Here is a 19,576-nt window from a genome sequence, read left to right on the forward strand (position 1 = left end):
GAATACCCGCGTGATCGCCTGCTGTACATGATGCAGGACAGCCGTGCGAAGTTGCTGCTGAGCCACAGCAGTGCCTTGCAGCAACTGCCGATTCCAGATGGCCTGGACAGCCTGGCGATTGATCGCACCGAGGAATGGTCCGGTTACAGCGACACGGCGCCTGATGTGAAACTGGACGGCGACAACCTCGCCTATGTGATCTATACATCCGGTTCCACGGGTCTGCCCAAGGGCGTGGCGGTATCTCACGGTCCACTGGTAGCCCATATCATCGCCACCGGCGAGCGTTATGAAACCTCGCCCGCCGACTGCGAACTGCACTTCATGTCGTTCGCCTTCGACGGCTCCCACGAAGGCTGGATGCACCCGCTGATCAACGGCGCCAGTGTGTTGATCCGCGATGACAGCCTGTGGCTGCCGGAATACACCTACCAGCAAATGCACCGTCACAACGTGACCATGGCGGTGTTCCCGCCGGTGTACCTGCAACAGTTGGCCGAGCATGCCGAGCGTGACGGCAACCCGCCGAAGGTGCGGGTGTATTGCTTCGGCGGTGATGCAGTAGCGCAAGCCAGCTACGACCTGGCCTGGCGCGCACTCAAGCCGACCTATCTGTTCAACGGCTACGGCCCGACCGAAACCGTGGTCACGCCACTGCTGTGGAAAGCCCGCAAGGGCGATCCATGCGGCGCGGTCTACGCCCCCATCGGCACACTGTTGGGCAACCGCAGCGGCTATGTGCTGGATGCGCAACTCAACCTGCAACCCATCGGTGTGGCCGGTGAGCTGTATCTGGGCGGGGAGGGCGTGGCCCGTGGGTATCTGGAGCGCCCGGCGCTGACTGCCGAACGCTTTGTGCCGGACCCGTTCGGCAAGCCCGGCAGCCGTGTGTATCGCAGTGGTGACCTGACCCGTGGCCGCCCGGATGGTGTGGTGGACTACCTGGGGCGTGTCGATCATCAGGTGAAAATCCGAGGCTTCCGTATCGAGCTGGGCGAGATTGAGGCGCGTCTGCGTGAGCAGGACAGCGTCGGCGAAACCGTGGTGGTCGCTCAGGAAGGGCTGACGGGCAAGCAACTGGTGGCGTATGTCGTACCCGCGGATCCGGCCCTGATTGATCAGGTCGAGTTCCGTGAAACACTGCGTCGTGCACTGAAGACCCGTCTGCCGGACTACATGGTCCCGGCGCACTTCATGCTCCTCGCGCAGATGCCGCTGACCCCCAACGGCAAGCTCGACCGAAAAGGCTTGCCGCAGCCGGACATCAACCAATCTCAAGGAGTATTCGTCGAGCCGATTACCCCCTTGCAGCAGCAGGTGGCGGCTATCTGGGCCGACATTCTCGGTGCCGAGCGGATCGGCCTTACCGATCACTTCTTTGAACTGGGTGGGCATTCATTGCTGGCCATGCAGGTCATTTCTCGCCTGCGTCAGTTACTGGCGCGTGAAGTCGCCCTGCGTACCCTGTTCGAACAGCCGCAGTTGGAAGGTTTTGTGCTGGCGTTGCAAGCGCTGGATACCACCTCGCTGGCACCGCCGATGGTGGCGGTCTCTCGCGACCTACCGCTGGCGTTGTCCTATGCTCAGGAGCGTCAGTGGTTCCTCTGGCAATTGGAGCCTGAAAGCGCGGCCTACCATGTGCCCAACGCGTTGCGCTTGAGCGGGCAACTGGATCGCCCAGCCCTGCAGCGCAGTTTTGATGTCTTGGTCGCGCGTCATGAAGCCTTGCGCACTGTGTTTGTCACCGACGGTGAGCACACGCTGCAACACATCCTGCCAACCGCCACATTGCCGCTGGATTTCGACCGGTTGGACGGTGCGTCTGCACAACAGGTGCAGGCGCGGGTCGAAACAGAAATCGCCCAGCCTTTCGACCTGCGCCAGGGCCCGTTACTGCGCGTGACGTTGCTGCAACTGAATGAGCAGGAACATGTGCTGATACTGGTCCAGCACCATATCGTGTCCGATGGCTGGTCGATGCAGGTCATGGTCGATGAACTGGTGCAACTCTACGCCGGGTTCAGCCAGGGCGCGTCGGTGCAACTGCCGGTGATGGCGTTGCAATACGCCGATTACGCGGCCTGGCAGCGTGGCTGGATGGACGCTGGCGAGCAGCAGCGCCAGTTGAACTACTGGCGTGAACTGTTGGGCGGTGAGCAGCCCGTGCTGGAGTTGCCGCTGGATCATCCGCGCCCGGCGGTGCAGAGCTACCGGGGTGCCTTGTTGGAAATCGGTCTGGATAGCGGTGTGGTTGCGGGCCTCAAGGCCCTGGCTCAGCGGGAAGGTGTGACGTTGTTCATGCTGTTGCTGGCCTCGTTCCAGACCTTGTTGCATCGCTACAGTGGCCAATCGGATATTCGCGTCGGTGTGCCGATCGCCAACCGCAACCGCGTAGAAACCGAACGCTTGATAGGTTTCTTCGTCAACACCCAGGTACTCAAGGCTGATATCGACGGGCAAATGACCTTTGCCCAGCTGTTACAGCAGGTCAAGCGTCGTGCCCTCGATGCCCAGGCGCATCAGGACTTGCCGTTCGAGCAACTGGTGGGGGCGCTGCAGCCGGAACGCAGCCTGAGCCACAACCCGCTGTTCCAGGTGATGTTCAACCACCAGTCAGAGGCACGTGTACCGCGTGGCGAGCAACTGCCCGGCCTGCGGGTGGAAGGGCTGGCGTGGGATAGCCACACCGCACATTTCGACTTGAGCCTGGATACCCAGGAGTCGAGTGACGGTCTTTGGGCGTCACTGACCTATGCCACCGATCTGTTTGAAACCGCCACCATTGTGCGTCTGGCACAGCATTGGCAGAACCTGCTGAAAGGGGTGGCGCAAGATGCCGTGAAGCCGATCAGCGAGCTGGTGCTGCTCGATCGGCAGGAGCAGCTGCACTTGCTGCAGGAATGGAACAGCGCCGCCGCGGCATGTGGGATTGAGCAGGGTGTGCAGCACTTGTTCGAGCATCAGGCGCAACGGCGCCCGGATGCGGTGGCATTGTGCCTGGGTGGGCAGTCCATCCGTTATGCCGAGTTGAATCGACAGGCCAACCGTTTGGCCCATGCGCTGATTGCCCGAGGTGTCAGCCCGGAAGTGCTGGTGGGTGTTGCGGTGGAGCGCTCGTTCGAAATGGTGATCAGCCTGTTGGCCGTGCTCAAGGCCGGCGGTGCCTATGTGCCGCTGGACCCGCAATACCCACGCGAGCGCCTATTGCATATGCTCCAAGACAGCGGCGTGCGGCTGGTGCTGACCCAATCGCATATAGACATGCCGCTGCCCGAAGGTGTAGCGACGCTGGACCTGTCGGATTCGGACCTGACTCCCTATCCCGAGACCAACCCGCAGGTAATGGTCGACCCGCAAAACCTTGCCTATGTGATCTACACCTCCGGTTCCACCGGCAAGCCCAAAGGTGTGGCGATCAACCATGCGGCGCTGGTCGAGTTCTCCAGCATTGCGGCGGGTTATTCTCGGCTGACTCAGGATGATCGCGTCCTGCAATTCGCTACCCTGAACTTCGACGGTTTCGTCGAACAGTTGTACCCGGCGCTGACCCACGGCGCGACTGTGATTCTGCGTGGTCCCGAGCTATGGGATAGCGCCCGCCTGTACGAAGAAATCATCGCTCAAGGCATCACCTTGGCCGATTTGCCGACTGCGTACTGGAACCTGTTTTTGCTCGATTGCCTGGCGGCGGGGCCACGCTCTTATGGTGCGCTGCGCCAGATCCACATTGGCGGCGAAGCCATGTCGCTGGACGGCCCGGCTCAGTGGCTGAAAGCCGGTCTGGGCCATGTGCGCCTGCTCAATACGTATGGCCCGACCGAAGCCACGGTGGTGTCGAGCCTGCTGGATTGCACGTCCGGTACTGACACCATCGGCGCCACTGCCAGCCCGATTGGCCGCTCGCTGCCGGGCCGTGCGTTATATGTGCTGGACCGCGATTTGAACCTGGCGCCGCTGGGCGCGGTGGGCGAGTTGTATATCGGCAGCCACTGCGGCCTGGCGCGCGCTTACCTGAACCGTGCGCTGCTCACCGCCGAGCGTTTCGTGCCGGATCCGTTCGGTGAAACCGGCGAGCGCCTGTACCGCACCGGCGACCTGGCACGTTACCGCGCGGACGGCGTGATCGAGTACGTCGGCCGCGTTGACCATCAAGTGAAGATTCGTGGTTTCCGCATCGAACTGGGGGAAATCGAAGCGCTGCTCCAGGCCCAGGACGGCGTACGTGAAACACTGGTGTTGGCCGCCGATAATCAACTGATCGCCTATGTGGTCGCCGAGCAGCAAGACGGTGAGACCCTCAAAAATACCCTGCGCGAACAACTGCCGGATTACATGGTGCCTGCGCATCTGGTCTTCCTCGAACGCATGCCGCTGAACCCCAACGGCAAGCTGGATCGCCACGCGTTGCCAAAACCCGACGCCAGCCAGTCGCAGCAGGCCTGGGTTGCCCCTGTGACCGGGCTGGAGCGACAGGTTGCGGCGATATGGGCCGATATCCTGGGTGCCGAGCGGGTTGGATTGACCGATCACTTCTTTGAGATGGGCGGCCATTCATTGCTGGCGATGCAGGTCATCTCACGCCTGCGCAACCTGTTAGGCCGCGAGGTCGCGCTGCGAAGCCTGTTCGAACAACCGCGCCTGCAAGGGTTTGTCGCCGCGCTTTCGACTGCCAGTGGCGTGCCACTGGCGCCCGCGCTGGTTATGGTTGAGCGCGGTCAACCCTTGCCGCTGTCCTATGCCCAGGAGCGCCAATGGTTCCTCTGGCAACTGGACCCGCACAGTGCTGCCTATCATGTGCCGAGTGCCTTGCGCCTGAAAGGGCGTCTTGATCTGTCGGCATTGCAGCGCAGTTTCGACACCCTGGCAGCGCGTCACGAGAGCCTGCGCACCTGCCTGCGCCAGGACGGTGAGCGTGCCGTGCAGGTGATTGCCGCGCAGGCCAGTATCGAGGTCGCGCGGGTCGATATCGACGCATCGGCGATCCGTACCGAGGTGGAGGCACAGATCGCCCGGCCTTTCGACCTGACCCAGGGACCGCTGATGCGCGCGAGCCTGCTGCGCGTGGCCGAGGACGATCATGTACTGGTGCTGGTGCAGCATCACATTGTCTCCGATGGCTGGTCGATGCAGGTCATGGTCGATGAGCTGGTGCAGTTGTACGCCGCTTTCAGTCTGGGCCAGGTGCCGCAATTGCCGGTGTTGTCGATCCAGTACGCTGACTATGCTGTATGGCAGCGCCAATGGATGGAGGCGGGCGAGAAGGCCCGCCAACTGGAGTACTGGCGCGACCTGCTGGGCGGTGAGCAACCGGTATTGGAGCTGCCGCTGGATCACGCCCGCCCGAGCCAGCAAAGCCATCGCGGCGCGAGCCTGGACATCCAGGTGCCACCCACCCTGGTGACGGCGCTGCGCGCGCTGGCCCAGCGCGAGGATGTGACCCTGTTCATGTTGCTGCTGGCGTCGTTCCAGACCCTGTTGCATCGCTATAGCGGTCAATCCGACATCCGCGTGGGTGTGCCCGTGGCCAATCGCAATCGCGTGGAAACCGAACGGCTGATCGGCTTTTTCGTTAACACCCAGGTGCTCAAGGCCGATATCGATGGTCAACAGACGGTTGCTCAGTTGCTCGCCCAGGTCAAACAGCGTGCGCTGGACGCCCAGGCCCATCAGGACTTGCCCTTCGAGCAGTTGGTGGAAGCCTTGCAACCTGAGCGCAACCTGAGTTTCAACCCGTTGTTCCAGGTGCTGTTCAATCATCAGACACAAGCCAGTGGCCGCGACGAAGGTGAGCAGTTACCCGGCCTGCACGTCAGTGGCCTCGAGTGGGACAGTCATACTGCTCAGTTTGACCTGAGCCTCAACACCCACGAGTCAGCCGAGGGGCTTGCCGCTTCGCTGACTTACGCTACAGACCTGTTCGAGCCGGCCACCCTGGCGCGCATGGCGACTCATTGGCTGAATCTGCTGGACGGCATGACCCGCGACGTCCAGCAACGTATCGGCCAGCTGCCGCTGCTGGATGCCCACGAACAGCAAGCGGCGATCCACGGCTGGAATGCCACTGCACGGGAGTACCCGTTGCAACGCTGCGTGCATCAACTGATTGAAGAACAGGTCGCCCGCACACCGGATGCGCCGGCCCTGGTGTTTGGTCAGCAGTGCCTGAGCTACATCGAATTGAACCTGCGCGCCAACCGACTCGCCTATCGCTTGATGGAGGCCGGTGTGGGCCCGGATGTGTTGGTGGGGCTGGCGGTTGAGCGCTCCATCGAAATGGTCATCGGCCTGTTGGCGGTATTCAAGGCTGGCGGTGCTTATGTGCCGCTGGACCCTGAATACCCGCGTGAGCGGCTGGCTTATATGCTGCAGGACAGCGGTGTGAAACTGTTGCTGACCCAGGCGCATTTGCTGGAGCAATTGCCGATTCCACAGGAACTGGAAACCCTGGTCCTGGGTGGATCGGTGTTCGAATGCTACAGCGAAGAGAACCCAGGTATCGTGTTGCACGGCGAAAACCTCGCCTATGTGATCTACACCTCCGGTTCCACCGGCCAGCCCAAAGGCGCCGGCAACCGTCATTCGGCGCTGACCAATCGGCTGTGCTGGATGCAGGAGGCTTATGGCCTGGATGCGCGCGACAGCGTGCTGCAAAAAACGCCGTTCAGTTTTGACGTGTCGGTGTGGGAGTTCTTCTGGCCTCTGATGACCGGCTCGCGTCTTGTGGTCGCTGCGCCTGGCGACCACCGCGATCCGCAAAAGCTTGTCGCGCTGATCAATGCCGAGCGCATTACCACATTGCACTTTGTGCCCTCGATGTTACAGGCATTTCTCCAAGACTCCGCGGTTGCCAGCTGTCATAGCCTGCGGCGTATTGTGTGCAGCGGCGAGGCGTTGCCGGCGGATGCTCAACAGCAAGTTTTCGCTAAACTGCCGCAAGCCGGCCTGTACAACCTGTATGGCCCGACCGAAGCCGCCATCGACGTGACCCACTGGACCTGCCGCGACGAAGGCCGTGACACGGTACCGATCGGTGAGCCCATCGCCAACCTGCGCTCCCATGTGCTCGACGCCGACCTGGCACCTGTGCCGGTCGGAGTTGTCGGGGAGTTGTACCTCGGCGGCGCGGGCCTGGCCCGCAGTTACCACCGCCGCGCGGCGCTGACCGCCGAACGGTTCGTGCCTTGCCCGTTCCACAGCGGCGCGCGCCTGTATCGCACCGGCGACCGTGTGCGTCAGCGTGCAAACGGTGTCATTGAATACCTTGGTCGTCTCGATCATCAGGTCAAACTGCGTGGTTTGCGTATCGAACTGGGAGAAATCGAAGCTCGCCTGCTCGAGCACCCGATTGTGCGTGAGGCCACCGTACAGGTAGTCGATGGCAAGCACTTGGTGGGTTACCTGGTCCTGCAACAGGCCGGCGACGATTGGCGTGATCAGTTGAGCGCCCATCTGACCAGCCATCTGCCGGACTACATGGTCCCGGCGCAATGGGTGCTGCTGGAACTGATGCCCCTGAGTCCCAACGGCAAGCTGGACCGCAAGGCTCTGCCCAAACCGCAAGCGATCGGTCGCGATTACGTTGCACCACAGACCGGACTGGAACAGCAGCTTGCAGCGGTGTGGGCGCAGGTGCTGGAAGTCGAGCGGGTGGGGTTGCACGACAACTTCTTCGAACTGGGTGGCCATTCGTTGCTGGTGTTGCTGCTCAAGGACCGCATCCACAAGGCCTGCGGTGCGATGCTCGCCGTCAATCAACTGATGCTGCACCCGACGGTTGCGGGCCAGGCGCGCTGTATCGAGGGGGATGTCGGTAGCTCGTTGATCGTCAGGCTCAACAGCCAGACCCAGGGCACGCCGCTGTACCTGTTCCACCCAAGCTTTGGTTCGGTGCATTGTTACAAGGCCATCGCCCTGGCCTTGCGTGAGCAGCGCCCGGTGTTTGGGGTGGTTTGCCGGGCCCTGGTGGAAGAGGGTGTCGAGGTGCCGAGCTGGGCGCAGATAGTCGAGGACTACACCCACCAGTTGTTGCTGGCCCAGCCCCACGGCGCCTTCCGCCTGGGCGGCTGGTCACTGGGTGGCAACCTGGCGATGGAGGTGGCGTACCGTCTGGAACAGGCTGGCCGAACCGTGGAGTCGCTGGGCTGGATCGATGCGCCGCCGCCTGCACGCTTTACCGCATTCTGGGAAGAGGGTGGGTTGGTGGACGAGCGAGAGATTTGTGCTGCCGAACGCCGCGTGGAATTGTTGGCGGTGATGTTCCCGGCCTATGCCGAGCAGATCCAGAACGTGTGGCAGGCGGCTCCTGGCGAGCAGGATGAGCAGTGGCGACGTGTATCCGAGTGGGCTGAATTGAACCTGGGCGACAGCTTCCGCGTACTCACGGATGAGTTGCAAACCGGTGGCGAAACCGAACGTTCCTGGGCGATCAAGCAGGTGCTGGACGAGCGCCTGCAAGACACCGATTACCGTGCGATCAAGGCTCCGGTGCATTGCTGGTGGGCTGCCTTGAGTGAGGGCGGGATTCACCAGGCACTGATTGAAACCGGCATGCGTGAGGTGATTGGCCAGGCAGGCATCCAGCGCTCGGTGGTGATTGATACAACCCACCACCGGATCGTGGACAACGCGGAGTTCATCAGCAGTTTTGTCGCGGCAATGGAGTAAGCGGTTGCGCTAAAAAGACGCCCCTGGCCAGTGGTGGTCAGGGGCGTTTTGCTGTTGGCGGCCTTCATCGCGGATTGTCAGCGATAGGCGTAAAAAAGCCCCTGGTCACAGGGTGACCAGGGGCTACGGTTTGCGCGCTTAGAAGTCCCAGCGTGTGGTGACCATGACGTTACGTGGGTCGCCAGGGTAGGCCGAGTCATAGAAACCGATGTTGGTGTAATAGTGCTTGTCGAACAGGTTGTTGACGTTGAGGGTGGCCGAGAGGTTTTCGGTCACCTGGTAACGGGTCATCAAGTCAACCAGCCAGTATGGGGCCTGGGTGAACTTCTCGGAGCGGCCGCCACCAGGGTAACCCCAGTTGTTAACGGTCTGCCAGCCGGCGCTCTGCCAGCGTGCACCGCCACCGACGGTGAGCTTGTCCAGGTTGCCCTGCAGTTTGTAGGTGGTATAGAAGCTGACCTGGTCTTCCGGTTCCCAAGTGGCAACCTTCTTGCCATCGTCATCACGGGCAATCTTGTGGGTGTAGCCCGCTTGCAGCTGCCAACCTCGGGCGAGCTCGCCGGATATTTCCGCTTCGTAGCCCTTGGTCTTGGTCTTGGTACCGATGTAGGAGAAGTCGACGCCTGGCTGGGAGTTCCAGGCCGTATCGGCGAGCGGGCGGTTCTCTTCGTGCACTTCGAAGTAGGCGAGGCTGGAGTTCAGGCGGCCATCGAAGAATTCACCCTTGAGGCCCAACTCATAGTTCTTGCCTTCATTGGGATCGAGCATCGTGCGGGTGCGCGTACGGTACTGGGTTTGTGGCTGGAAGATTTCGGTGTAGCTGGCATATGCGGTGAAATTGTCGTTCAGGTCATATGTCAGGCCAGCGTAGGGCACCACCTTGCCGCTTTCCTGGGTGTCGCTGGTACCGGTGACCTGGTAGTTGGCGACACGCGAGCCGAGCAACAGGTGCAGCTCATCCGTCAGGCTGAAGCGGCCAGTCACATAGGTACCGGTCTGGCGGGTGGTTTCGTCATTGATCTTGGTGGCAGTCCACAGGGGCTCAATGGCCTGGCCGTGCCAGTTGTAGAAGTCATAGGAGTTGTTGAAGTAGGTGGTCGCGGTGTAGTCCTTGGCTTTCCATTTGGAGATGGACAGGGACTGGCCGATCACCAGTTCGTGTTCGCGGCCGAACAGTTCGAAGGGCCCCGAGGCGTACACATCGAGGCTGTCGCTGGTGGTATCGCCGACGTACTTGCGCGCGTAAATGGAACTGGCCGTGGCGGAGTCCTGGGAAATGTAGCCCAGGGGCGCGTTGTAGCCGTTGATCTGGTGGTTGTACTGGCCTTTGGTGACCCAGCCATTGTCAAACGTATGCTCCAGGGTTGCGAATGCGGTGCGACTGTACTGTTCCCAGGAGCCCCATTTGGGGCCGTTGTTAAACGAACGCGGCAGGTCCAGCTTTTTGCCGGTGGCATCAAAGATGGTGCGTGTGCCAGTCCAGCTTGAGCCTTTCGGGTCACTGTCCTGATAGTCGGCGCCAACGGTCAGCAGGGTGTTTTCGTCCAGGTCGAATTCGAGGATGCCGTAAAGCACTCCGGTCTTGCGCGAGTAGTGGTCGAGGAACGAGTGTTTGTCCTGAGAGGCCGCAACGGCACGGCCACGCACATTGCCGGTTTCGGTCAGGGGCCCGCTGACATCGACCTGGGAGCGGTAGTTATCCCAGGAGCCGGCGCCCAGCTCGATGCTGCTCTTGAACTCGGAAGTCGGCTTTTTGCGGATCAGGTTGATGGTGCCGCCCGGACCGCCAGCGCCGGTGAGCAGGCCGGTGGCACCCTTGAGCACCTCGACGCGGTCGTAGATCGCCATGTCGGTGAGGGTCTGGCCGGCCGAATATTGGGCATCACGCAGGGTCGGAATACCGTCGTATTGGAAGTTGACGATAGAGAAGCCACGGGAATAGTAGTTGGTACGCTCGGTGTCATACGTCGACACGGTGATGCCCGGGGTATGGCGCATCACGTCATCAATGGCGTCAAGTCCGAAATCATCCATCACCTGACGCGTCACCACCGAAATAGACTGCGGCGTTTCCCGTGGCGTCAGCACCAGGCGCGTCGCCGTGGCGATAGTCCCCGGCGTATACGAGCCGGTACCTTCCGTCACGGTGCCCAGTTGGTTGGCGGTGACCTGTGTGGTCCCCAGTTCCAGCCCTGAAGACGCGATCGCGCTGATGGTAACTGCATTGCCTTGCAGGCCGTAACTGACGCCGGTGCCCTTGAGCAGGGTGGCGATGGCCTTGCCGGGCTCCTGCGTACCCTTGACCGCCGTGCTGTTCTTGCCCTGCACATCCGTCGGGCTGTACAGCACTTGCAGGTTAGTCTGGCGGCCGAACTCCTGCAGCGCCGTCCCCAGCGGCTGGGCAGGAATGTCGATCTCGATCTCCTGTGCCTGTACATAGCCCGACAGCGGCAGCGAGACCGCCAGGGCCAGGGCACACGGCTTGAGGTTGACGTTCAAGGCCCTGCGCATCGATAGCGCTTTGCTCAGGGGGCTGAGACCGAGTCGTACTGACATGAATGCGTTCTCTTCTATGTTTTAGGTGGGCAGTTATAGGTGTTTATTGAGGTCAATTCTCATTACCACTAGTGAGACGTCCCTACCTGCGAAAACCGGAAAAGAAATTCACGCCGGTTCCATTTCGTAAACGACCTGGCCTGCACTCAGGCGCACCAACTGGTCGGCAATATCGAAATAGCGGTCGTCATGACTGATCACGATGATCGTCTTGCCCAGGCGCTTGAGGTCCGGCAGCAGCTCGGTGTAGAAGATGCGGCGGAAGGCCGGGTCCTGGTCGGCGGCCCATTCGTCGAACACCAGTACCGGGCGCTCTTCCAGCCAGGCATTCACCAGCGCCAGGCGCTTGCGCTGCCCGGTGGAGAGGTCGGTGGTACTGAACACGCCGTCCTTGACGCTGACCTTGTGCGCGATTTCCAGGCGTTCCAGGTACTTGGCGGCGCTGTCGAGGGATTGTGTGGCACTGCCCTGTACCAGGTCATCGAACAGGTAGTAGTCGGCGAATACCGTGGTGAACAGCTGGCGGTAGTCGTCGCGCGCCGGGTCGGTCACGGTTTCGCCGTTGAGGCGGATTTCGCCGGCGTGGGGTTGATACAAACCGAGCAACAGCTTGATCAGGGTGGTCTTGCCGCAGCCGTTCTCGCCCACGATAAATACGATTTCGCCTTGCTGGATGCTCAGGTTGATCGGCCCCAGGTGGAACGGCTGGCTGCCTTCCACCGGCGGCGGGCTGTAGGTCACGCCGCGCAATTCCAGGCTGTTGACCACCGGCGTGGGGGCTTCGCTGCCATCCATGAGCAAGTGCGGCTCGGGTGACGAGAAGCGGTCGGACAGCTCGGTGATGCGCGCAAAGGCAATCCGCGCCTTGCCGATGATCGGCAAGTAGCCCACCACATGCTCCAGCGGGCCTTTCATGTACAGCAACACCAGCACGAAGCCGGTGATCACCGCGGGGTCCGGGTTGGGGTTGTAGGCCTGCATCGCCAGGGCCAGGCCGATGACCACGAAGAACAACATCGAGCCGAAGGTCTTGGCGACGATATAGATGTTCACCGAGCGCACCTGGATATCGCTGATGCGGTCGGCGGTTTCCTGGATGCGGTGGGTGTTCATGCGGTAGCGACGTGGGCGGTGGATGCGCAGTTCCTTGGCGCCCGAGGCAATCGCGGAGTAGTAGCGTTGCAGCTCGTCTTCCTGGTCGCGGGCTTCGTCGAAGCCACGGATACCCTTGTGCCCGGCGATGAATTGCACGCTGCTGCCAATCACGATGGCGACGATCATCATCAGGAACATCGGCACCGACAGGTAGGCCAGGTAGCCAAGGCAACCCAGGGTCACGGTAGTCGCGATGGCCAGCGGCGTGAACGCAAAGGAAAAGTCGCTGATGGTGTCGACGTCATGGGTCAGCACCGGGATCAGGCGGTGAGAGCGAAATTGTTCGATCTGCTCGATGGGCGCCGACAGCACCTTCTCGCCGAGGTCCTTGCGCAGGGCGGCGATGATCCGCTGGCCCACGTAGTTGGTGCCGATATCGGAGACGATCGAACTGGTCAGTGCCAGCACACACAACGCCGCAAACGTCAGAATCACCCCCTGCGTCATCCCGGTGGACGAATGCAGCGCATTATTGATCGTCGCCAGCAACAACGTGATGGCCAGGCCGCCGGCCATGCCCAGGGCGACGGAGATGGTCACGATGGTGCGAAAGGGCCTGAGCAATGCGAGCAAACCTTTGAAGGCGCCGCGCTTGGGGTCGGTCATAAATACTTCCCGGAAAATGAAAAAGAGGGGGCTGGGCACACAGACCCTTACCCATGACAAACGAAGGATTGGCGCGACTATTTAGCGCGGCGTGCCCGGCGGTGGCGTTGATGGATAAATCAGGCGGGGGCTGGTTCGTTCTTGTGGAGTAGCCGCACGCGTTTTGGCGCGTGCCTGATTTATCCAGCGAGAGCGAAACAATGACGAAAAGGAATCTGGTGTACGTGTGGTCACTGCGCAATGCCGCCGCCGACAAAGCCGGGCAGCCAGTGGCCTACAAGGACCACGAACGCTACATGATGTCAGTGCTGGAATCCCTCGTAGGGGCACTGAATGACACGCCCCTGGGCGAGGCTTACCATCTGGTGGGCGTGGTGTACGACGATGACGAGCAGAACCCGCGTGACCAGCAACTGGTCCGCGACTACGGCTTTGCCTACCAGCCGGGCCGCCAATGGCTGTACCCGGCCGACCTGCGCGTGCAGGGGCGGCTGGTCAATGACCTGCTGCTGAGTGTGCCGTCCACCTACCGGCGCTTGCCACGGGGCAGCGCAGAACACATTGCCGGCAAGCAGGACTTCGAGCGCCGCCTGCACGACACGCTGGTGGAATTGAACGCGGACATCGTGGTGCTCGACGGCCTGCTGGTGATCCTCGATGAACTGGTACGTCCGGGTGCGCCGTTTGCGCGCCGCATCATGAACATCCACCCCGGCATTACCCGCCTCGAATCGCCGTACGAGCGCCGTGGTGCCTATGCCACCTGGAACGCGCTGTACGGTGCGCGCGGGCTGACAGTCACGGATTGGGCGACCAAGGCCACCACGCCCTCCGAGCCGCTGTACCTCACCGGCGCGTCGTTCCACTACGTGGACAACGGCATCGACTCTGGCGAAGTGTTCCACGACGTGCTCAAGACCGAGATCGCGCCGGACGACACCATCCTTGAGCTGCGCTGGAACAACTTCAATAACAGCCTGTTCCCGGCGTTGCATGAAGGGTTGGCGTTGTTGGCGCAGAAGGCAACCTAAAGCAGGCACGGTTAAAAATGTGGGAGGGGGCAAGCCCCTCTCCCACAAATGGATTTCCAGTGCGGTTAGAGGTCGCGCACCACGCGAAACCCAATCCAATCCCCTCGCGTCTGCGGGTAGATGGTGTTGCGGTTGCCCGAGCGCGAGAACACCGGCGCCTCGCCCCAGTCATTGCCGCGAATCATGTAGCCCTCGCAGTTCGGCTCCATCCACACACTGCCGTCGGTGGGCGCGCCGATGTAGTTGGGGTGTTCGCAGTCGGCCACGCGCTCGTAGACATTGCCATGCATGTCGTACATGCCGAAGGCATTCGGCGGGTAGCTGCCCACCGGCGACGAATAGCTGTAGCCATCGGCCGGGCCATAGGTGTTGGCGTGCTTGGCGATGCTGTAGCCCTTGCCCTCATCGAACGGGAAGGGGAACGGCCCGGTGGAGCCGGCGCGTGCGGCGTATTCGCGTTGGGCTTCGCTGACCATGTGGTACTGCTGGCCGGTTTTCTTCGACAGCCAGGCCACGTACTGCTTGATGTCGTCCATGTCCATGCACACTGCCGGCTGGCGCGGGCCCTGGGGGTAGCGCGGCTTGCTGGCGATGCATTCGCGGCCGGGGCGGGTGTCGCCGTCGGCGATCTTCACGCCGGTCTGGCGGATGTAGCTGTCCCATTCACCGGCGGTGATATGAAAGCGGCTCATGGCGAACGGCTTGGCGAAAGTCACTTCGTGCATCGGGCCTTCATCCGGCTCACGGCCGACTTCGTCCTCGGGGGTGCCCATGGTGAAGGTGCCGGCGGGGAGCACCACCATCTCCGGGCAGTCCTTGCAGTCCTTGAACACTTTGCCAGGTTGCGGCGTGGCGGCGTGGGCCAGGTTGGGCAGCAAGGCGCCGCACAGGGCGGTGAGTGCCAATGCCGTGAGGGGTTTGTTCATGGGGGCCTCTCATTCAAAGTGGAAAAGCGGTGCGTTACACCCGTTGGCCCAGCAGCGTCATGAAGCGCTGGATCTCATCGGAGGAATTAAGCAGGCCGGGCGAGGTGCGGATCACCGGGCCGACATCACGGTCCACCGCGTCGATCACCACGCGGTTTTTCATCATGTAGTCGGCCACGGCTTCGCTGTCCTGGCCCTTGACCCGGAAGAAGGTGAAGCCGGCCGATAGCTCGGGACTGCGTGGGGTGACCAGTTCGATCTGCGGATGCGCCAGCAGGTGGTCTTTCAGTTCGGTATTCAGGGCGTGGATGCGTGCCTGCACCTGCGCCTTGCCCAGTTGCAGATGCAGCTTGAAGGCCTCATCCGCCGCCCAGCGATGTTCGAAGGCGTGAAAGCCGCCCGGGGTCATGGTGGTGGCGAAGTTCTGGTCTTCGGAGAAGGTCGGCACCATCGGGGTCACATACTTGTTTTGTGGGGCGCGGGCGCACACCAGCCCGGTGCCCCGGGGGCCGAACATCCACTTGTGGGTGCCGGCGATGAAAAAGTCGCAGTGCATGTCCGGGAAGTCGAGGTTCTCCACGCCGAAGCCGTGCACACCGTCTACCACATAGAGTATGCGGTCCCTGTCGTCGCGATTGCGGTTGTGGTCTTCCACCAGCTTGCCGATCTCGCCGATGGGCAGCTTCACGCCGCTGCCGGACTGCACCCAGGTCATGCCAAGTACGCGGGTGTTGGGGCGGATATTGCGCTGGATATTGCCCAGCACCTCGTCGACGGACACGCGATTGGCGTGTTCAAACAAGCGAATCTTGCGGACCCGGGTCTGCTCCTTGCGCACCCGGAAGTCCAGGCTGAACTCGGTGGCGTAGTGTTCGTGGACGGTAGTGAGGATCTCCTGGTCGGGTCGTACCTTGATTCCGCCATAAATCATCGCCAGCCCCTCGGAGGTGCTGCCGGTGAGGGCGATCTGCGCCGGCGTGGCCTTCAGGTAGCGGCCGGCCCACTCGCGCACCTGGCCTTCACGCTTCCAGGTTTCCTGCAAACCCCAGTCCATGGCCAGGCCCGGGTTGCGGTCGATCTGCGCGCGGTAGCGCTCGATGGCTTCTCGCACCGGCTTGGGGTGCGTGGCCACCAGGAAGTTGGAAAAGTGCAGATAGTCCGGGTCCTGGTTGAACAGTTGCTTGAAACCCGTCCATGGGTCATTCGATGCAGGGGCGGCGATAGCCTGGGGCAGCAGGGCGGCGCCCAGCGGCAGGCTGGCGGCAAACACCCCGGCCTGCTTGAGAAACGTACGGCGGTCGGTCATGGACTGGCTTCTGGATGATTAACGGTTGGCCAACGGCTTGGCGGCTTTTTGTACCTGGTCCCACACTCGCAGGAAGTTGCCGCCCCACAGCTTGGCGATATCGGCTTCGGAGTAGCCGCGCTGGATCAGTTCGGCGGTGACGTTGCGGATTTCACCGACGTTGTTCCAGCCCTGCACGCCGCCGCCATCGTTGAAGTCCGAGGCGAGGCCGACATGGTCGATGCCGATCTTGCGCACGGTGTAGTCGATGGCGTCCCCCAGGTCCTTGAGGGTGGCCTTGGGTTCTTCATCGAGGATGCCGTACAGCGCGCTGGCGTATTCGCCGAACTTGTGTTCCGGCCACGCGGCGATGATCGCGTCGCCTGGCATCAACGCCACGGCCAGGTTGGGCAGGGGCGGCAGGTCGAAGCGCGCACGCAGGGCGTTGAGCTTGTCCTGGGTCGGCTGGCTCAACGGGCGCAGGTAGGCGGAGAAGCCCACGATCTGCACCACGCCGCCACTCTGCTTGATCAGTTGCAGCTCTTTGTCGCTCAGGTTACGCGGGATATCCACCGACGCGCGCGGCGCCGAGTGGGACGCCACCATCGGCGTGCGGCTCAATTGCGCGACCTGTTCCAGGGCCTTGGTCGACATCTGCGACACGTCGATGATCACTCCCAGGTCATTGAGGCGGTGCACCGCTTGCTTGCCGATGTCCGACAAACCGTCGAGGGCGTCGGTGGAGTCATTGAAAAACGGCAGCGGGCGCGACGAGTCCGACCAGGCGTTGTTGCCCACATAGCTGAAGCCGAACATGCGCATGCCGCGCGCCGCCCACAGGTCCAGCAGGTTCAGGTCGTTGCCCAGCGGGTAGGCGTTGAGCATGCTGATAAAGATCGCGAACTTGCCTTCGCCATGCAGACGCCGGAAATCATCCGGGGTGTAGGCGATGGCGACCTGGTTGGGGTAGTCGCGCACCATGCCGCTGATGATCTTGTAGCGCACTTCCTGCTCGTTGCGCGCGGCTTCGACAAAACCATCGGTGGGCTTGTGCGGGGCGTTGGGGCCGTTCCAGATTTCCGGCCAGCCGAAAATCGTCAGTGCCGCACCGGACAGGCGCCCGCGTGCCGCCTTGGCCAGGTCGAACTGGCCGCTGCCGTCCTTGTCCGCCTCGTTGCCGGCGGTGCCGAAATCGATGGGCACGGTGATATGGCTGTCGAACGACAGCAACCGGTCCTGCATTTCATTGGCCTGCTTGATCACCGCCAGCGGGTAACCGGCATTGCCCTTGAACCAGTGATCCCAGACCAGGAAGCCGGCTCCGGCGCCGATGGCCAGTGCCAGCGGCAAGCCGATATACAGCGCCTTTTTCGAACGTGGTTTTGTCATTGCCATCTCAGTCAGTTGAGGCCTTCGCTATCAGGGAAGAACGAGTGATAGGTGGGGAAATTTAGGCGGGCAGGGCGCGCCGGTAAATTTCCCCGGCGTGCAAACGTTCTAGCTCTGATAAAGCCGTTTCCTAAGGTAGACAATGACCATCTCTCGACGTGGGTTCATCGCAGGCCTGGCGCTGACCGGCGCCGCTGTGCCGGCCGCCTTCTATGCCCATCGCGAGTTGACGCGCGAAGAAGAATTCCCCATCACTCCCGGCGAAGCCACGGTGGACCTGGCCGACACCGCCGGCCAGCACCTGGCGAACACATTGCGTGGGGTGTGGAGCCTGCGCCTGGAGGGCCGCGACGCCGGCCTCAAGGGCCTGCCGTTGGAAGGTCTGGAGCTGCTGCTCGACATCGCCCCGCGTGGACGTGGCTTGCGCGGTTACCTGGACACCGCCGCCCACCTGCGCGCCGAGGTCGAGCCGCGTTACCGCGTGCTGGGTGATCTGCTGACAGGCGAGAGCGCCGTGCTCTACTGGCGCCTGATCGACCGCGACTCGATTGACGGCGCCCCCGCCTATGAATTCAAGATGACCCTTGACGAGGTCTGGGCGGATTTTGCCAATGCCGGCAGCAGCACACTCAGCGGGCAGATCCTTGACCTTGATCGGCCATTGGCGCTGGTCGAGCGCGATAACCGCTTCATCGCCCGCAAACAGTGGTTCCCCGAGGCGCGGCAACGCATCGGCCTCAACCCGACCCTGCTGGCCTGGCTGATTTCCCCCGAACACCGTCTGTTCCACCAACTGTGGCACGCTACCCGTGACCAGTGGCACAAACTCTCCGAAGAAAAGCGCGACGCCCTGCGCGGCATCGGCTGGCAACCCGGGCCACGGGGCCAGGAACGCGACGCCCGGGGCAAGCGCAAGGATCGCAACGGCTCGGGCATCGATTTCTTCTTCATGCACCGCCACATGCTCGGCACCGCGCGCTCCATGCAGGACCTGCCCTCATGGTCGCAATTCCCCGAGCCGCAACCGGCCCTGGAGCATGATCGCCTGGGCTTTCTGCGCTACTTCGACAACCACGACGGCTTTGCGCTGCCGCCGACCTGGTCGGCGCCGGACGACAGCGACTACACCCAGTGGGTCAGCGACATCAAGAGTGCTGAGACCTACCACGGCAACTTCCAGGTGTGGGAGTCGCAGTACCGCGACCCACGCTACCTGGCCAGATTCACCTTGGGGCAGCTCGGTTCCGAAATGGAGCTGGGCCTGCACGACTGGCTGCACATGCGCTGGGCCTCGGTGCCCCGCGACCCGTCCAACGGTGCACCGGTGCCCATGGCCCGTGACCCCTCCGATTTTGCTGCGCGCTGGTACGCGGCGGAAAACGATTTCCTCGGCGATCCGTTTTCCTCCCACGTCAACCCGGTGTTCTGGCGCTTCCACGGCTGGATCGACGACCGCATCGAAGACTGGTTTCGCGCCCATGAGCGCTTCAATCCGGGGGAAGTCCGCCGCATGGAGGTCAACGGCGTAGCCTGGTTCGCGCCGGGCCGCTGGGTGGAAGTCGGCGATCCCTGGCTGGGGCCGGATACCCATGGCTGCAGCACCACGCCGGGGTTGCAGATGGGCCGGTCGATGGAGATGGACCCGGAGACCATGAAGCTCGCGTTGCGCATCACTTTCGGTGAAGACGAGAACAGGCTGCAGGGGCTGTTCAAGCGGGTGCCGAGACGACCGTGGTATGCCCGTCACCTGAAACTTGCCTGAACCTGTAGTGAGCAGGCTTGCTGTGGTGAATGGGGCTGTTGTGGTGAGCAGGCTTGCTGTGGCGAGCAGGCTTGCCCTGCGTTGGGGCGCGAAGCGGCCCCATCAAGACCGCTGTGTTCTTTCAGGTAAAACGAGGTAGCCGGATTAGGGCCGCTTCGCAGCCCAACGCAGGGCAAGCCTGCTCGCCACAGCAAGCTAAATT

8 protein-coding genes and 1 pseudogene are annotated in these 19,576 nt (G+C 62.2%); 4 read left to right on the forward strand and 5 right to left on the reverse strand.

Translation table 11 applies throughout. From position 1 onward, the window contains the following. Positions 1-1,494, forward strand: a pseudogene (locus BFN10_RS29760) (AMP-binding protein); the annotation flags it as partial. 45 nt (positions 1,495-1,539) lie between these two features. Continuing rightward, positions 1,540-8,664 carry an amino acid adenylation domain-containing protein gene (locus BFN10_RS17935; RefSeq protein WP_244159052.1) on the forward strand — a complete coding sequence of 2,375 codons (7,125 nt, stop codon included), beginning with the start codon at positions 1,540-1,542 and terminating at the stop codon, positions 8,662-8,664. A gap of 138 nt (positions 8,665-8,802) precedes the next feature. Here the strand turns inward: BFN10_RS17935 and BFN10_RS17940 are convergent, their stop codons facing one another. After that, positions 8,803-11,220: a TonB-dependent siderophore receptor gene (locus tag BFN10_RS17940; RefSeq protein ID WP_197678250.1), complete on the reverse strand. Its 2,418-nt coding sequence runs from the start codon at positions 11,218-11,220 to the stop codon at positions 8,803-8,805. A 108-nt stretch (positions 11,221-11,328) separates the two neighbouring features. Further along, positions 11,329-12,981, reverse strand: coding sequence for a cyclic peptide export ABC transporter (locus tag BFN10_RS17945; RefSeq protein WP_071490806.1), 1,653 nt, complete (start codon positions 12,979-12,981; stop codon positions 11,329-11,331). A gap of 200 nt (positions 12,982-13,181) precedes the next feature. Here BFN10_RS17945 and BFN10_RS17950 point away from each other — a divergent pair, with 200 nt between their 5' ends. Continuing rightward, on the forward strand, positions 13,182-14,012 hold the full coding sequence (locus tag BFN10_RS17950; protein WP_071490807.1) for a formyl transferase: 831 nt from the start codon (positions 13,182-13,184) through the stop codon (positions 14,010-14,012). Positions 14,013-14,077: 65 nt separating this feature from the next. On the opposite strand, the gene pvdO is transcribed toward BFN10_RS17950, so the two are convergent. From pvdO to pvdM, 3 genes are read right to left on the reverse strand one after another with little or no spacing between them, the layout of a single operon-like run. Beyond that, on the reverse strand, positions 14,078-14,938 hold the full coding sequence (gene pvdO / locus BFN10_RS17955; protein ID WP_071490808.1) for a dihydropyoverdine dehydrogenase: 861 nt from the start codon (positions 14,936-14,938) through the stop codon (positions 14,078-14,080). A gap of 34 nt (positions 14,939-14,972) precedes the next feature. Beyond that, entirely contained in the window at positions 14,973-16,244 is a 1,272-nt protein-coding gene (gene pvdN, locus BFN10_RS17960) for a pyoverdine-tailoring periplasmic protein PvdN (RefSeq protein WP_071490809.1), read from the reverse strand. 18 nt (positions 16,245-16,262) lie between these two features. Further along, a complete protein-coding gene (gene pvdM, locus BFN10_RS17965; protein ID WP_071490810.1) occupies positions 16,263-17,612 on the reverse strand; it encodes a pyoverdine-tailoring dipeptidase-like protein PvdM in 1,350 nt (449 codons plus the stop codon). 142 nt (positions 17,613-17,754) lie between these two features. Here pvdM and pvdP point away from each other — a divergent pair, with 142 nt between their 5' ends. Next, on the forward strand, positions 17,755-19,374 hold the full coding sequence (gene pvdP, locus BFN10_RS17970; RefSeq protein ID WP_071490811.1) for a pyoverdine maturation tyrosinase PvdP: 1,620 nt from the start codon (positions 17,755-17,757) through the stop codon (positions 19,372-19,374). Positions 19,375-19,576: the final 202 nt, after the last annotated feature.

The organism is Pseudomonas extremorientalis (assembly GCF_001870465.1).
Taxonomy (GTDB): domain Bacteria; phylum Pseudomonadota; class Gammaproteobacteria; order Pseudomonadales; family Pseudomonadaceae; genus Aquipseudomonas; species Aquipseudomonas extremorientalis.

Coding starts and splice junctions, on each gene's coding strand:
- BFN10_RS17935 (WP_244159052.1), top strand. CDS start 1,540: ATGGTGGCGGTCTCTCGCGACCTACCGCTGGCGTTGTCCTATGCTCAG.
- BFN10_RS17940 (WP_197678250.1), bottom strand. CDS start 11,220: ATGTCAGTACGACTCGGTCTCAGCCCCCTGAGCAAAGCGCTATCGATG.
- BFN10_RS17945 (WP_071490806.1), bottom strand. CDS start 12,981: ATGACCGACCCCAAGCGCGGCGCCTTCAAAGGTTTGCTCGCATTGCTC.
- BFN10_RS17950 (WP_071490807.1), top strand. CDS start 13,182: ATGACGAAAAGGAATCTGGTGTACGTGTGGTCACTGCGCAATGCCGCC.
- pvdO (WP_071490808.1), bottom strand. CDS start 14,938: ATGAACAAACCCCTCACGGCATTGGCACTCACCGCCCTGTGCGGCGCC.
- pvdN (WP_071490809.1), bottom strand. CDS start 16,244: ATGACCGACCGCCGTACGTTTCTCAAGCAGGCCGGGGTGTTTGCCGCC.
- pvdM (WP_071490810.1), bottom strand. CDS start 17,612: ATGACAAAACCACGTTCGAAAAAGGCGCTGTATATCGGCTTGCCGCTG.
- pvdP (WP_071490811.1), top strand. CDS start 17,755: ATGACCATCTCTCGACGTGGGTTCATCGCAGGCCTGGCGCTGACCGGC.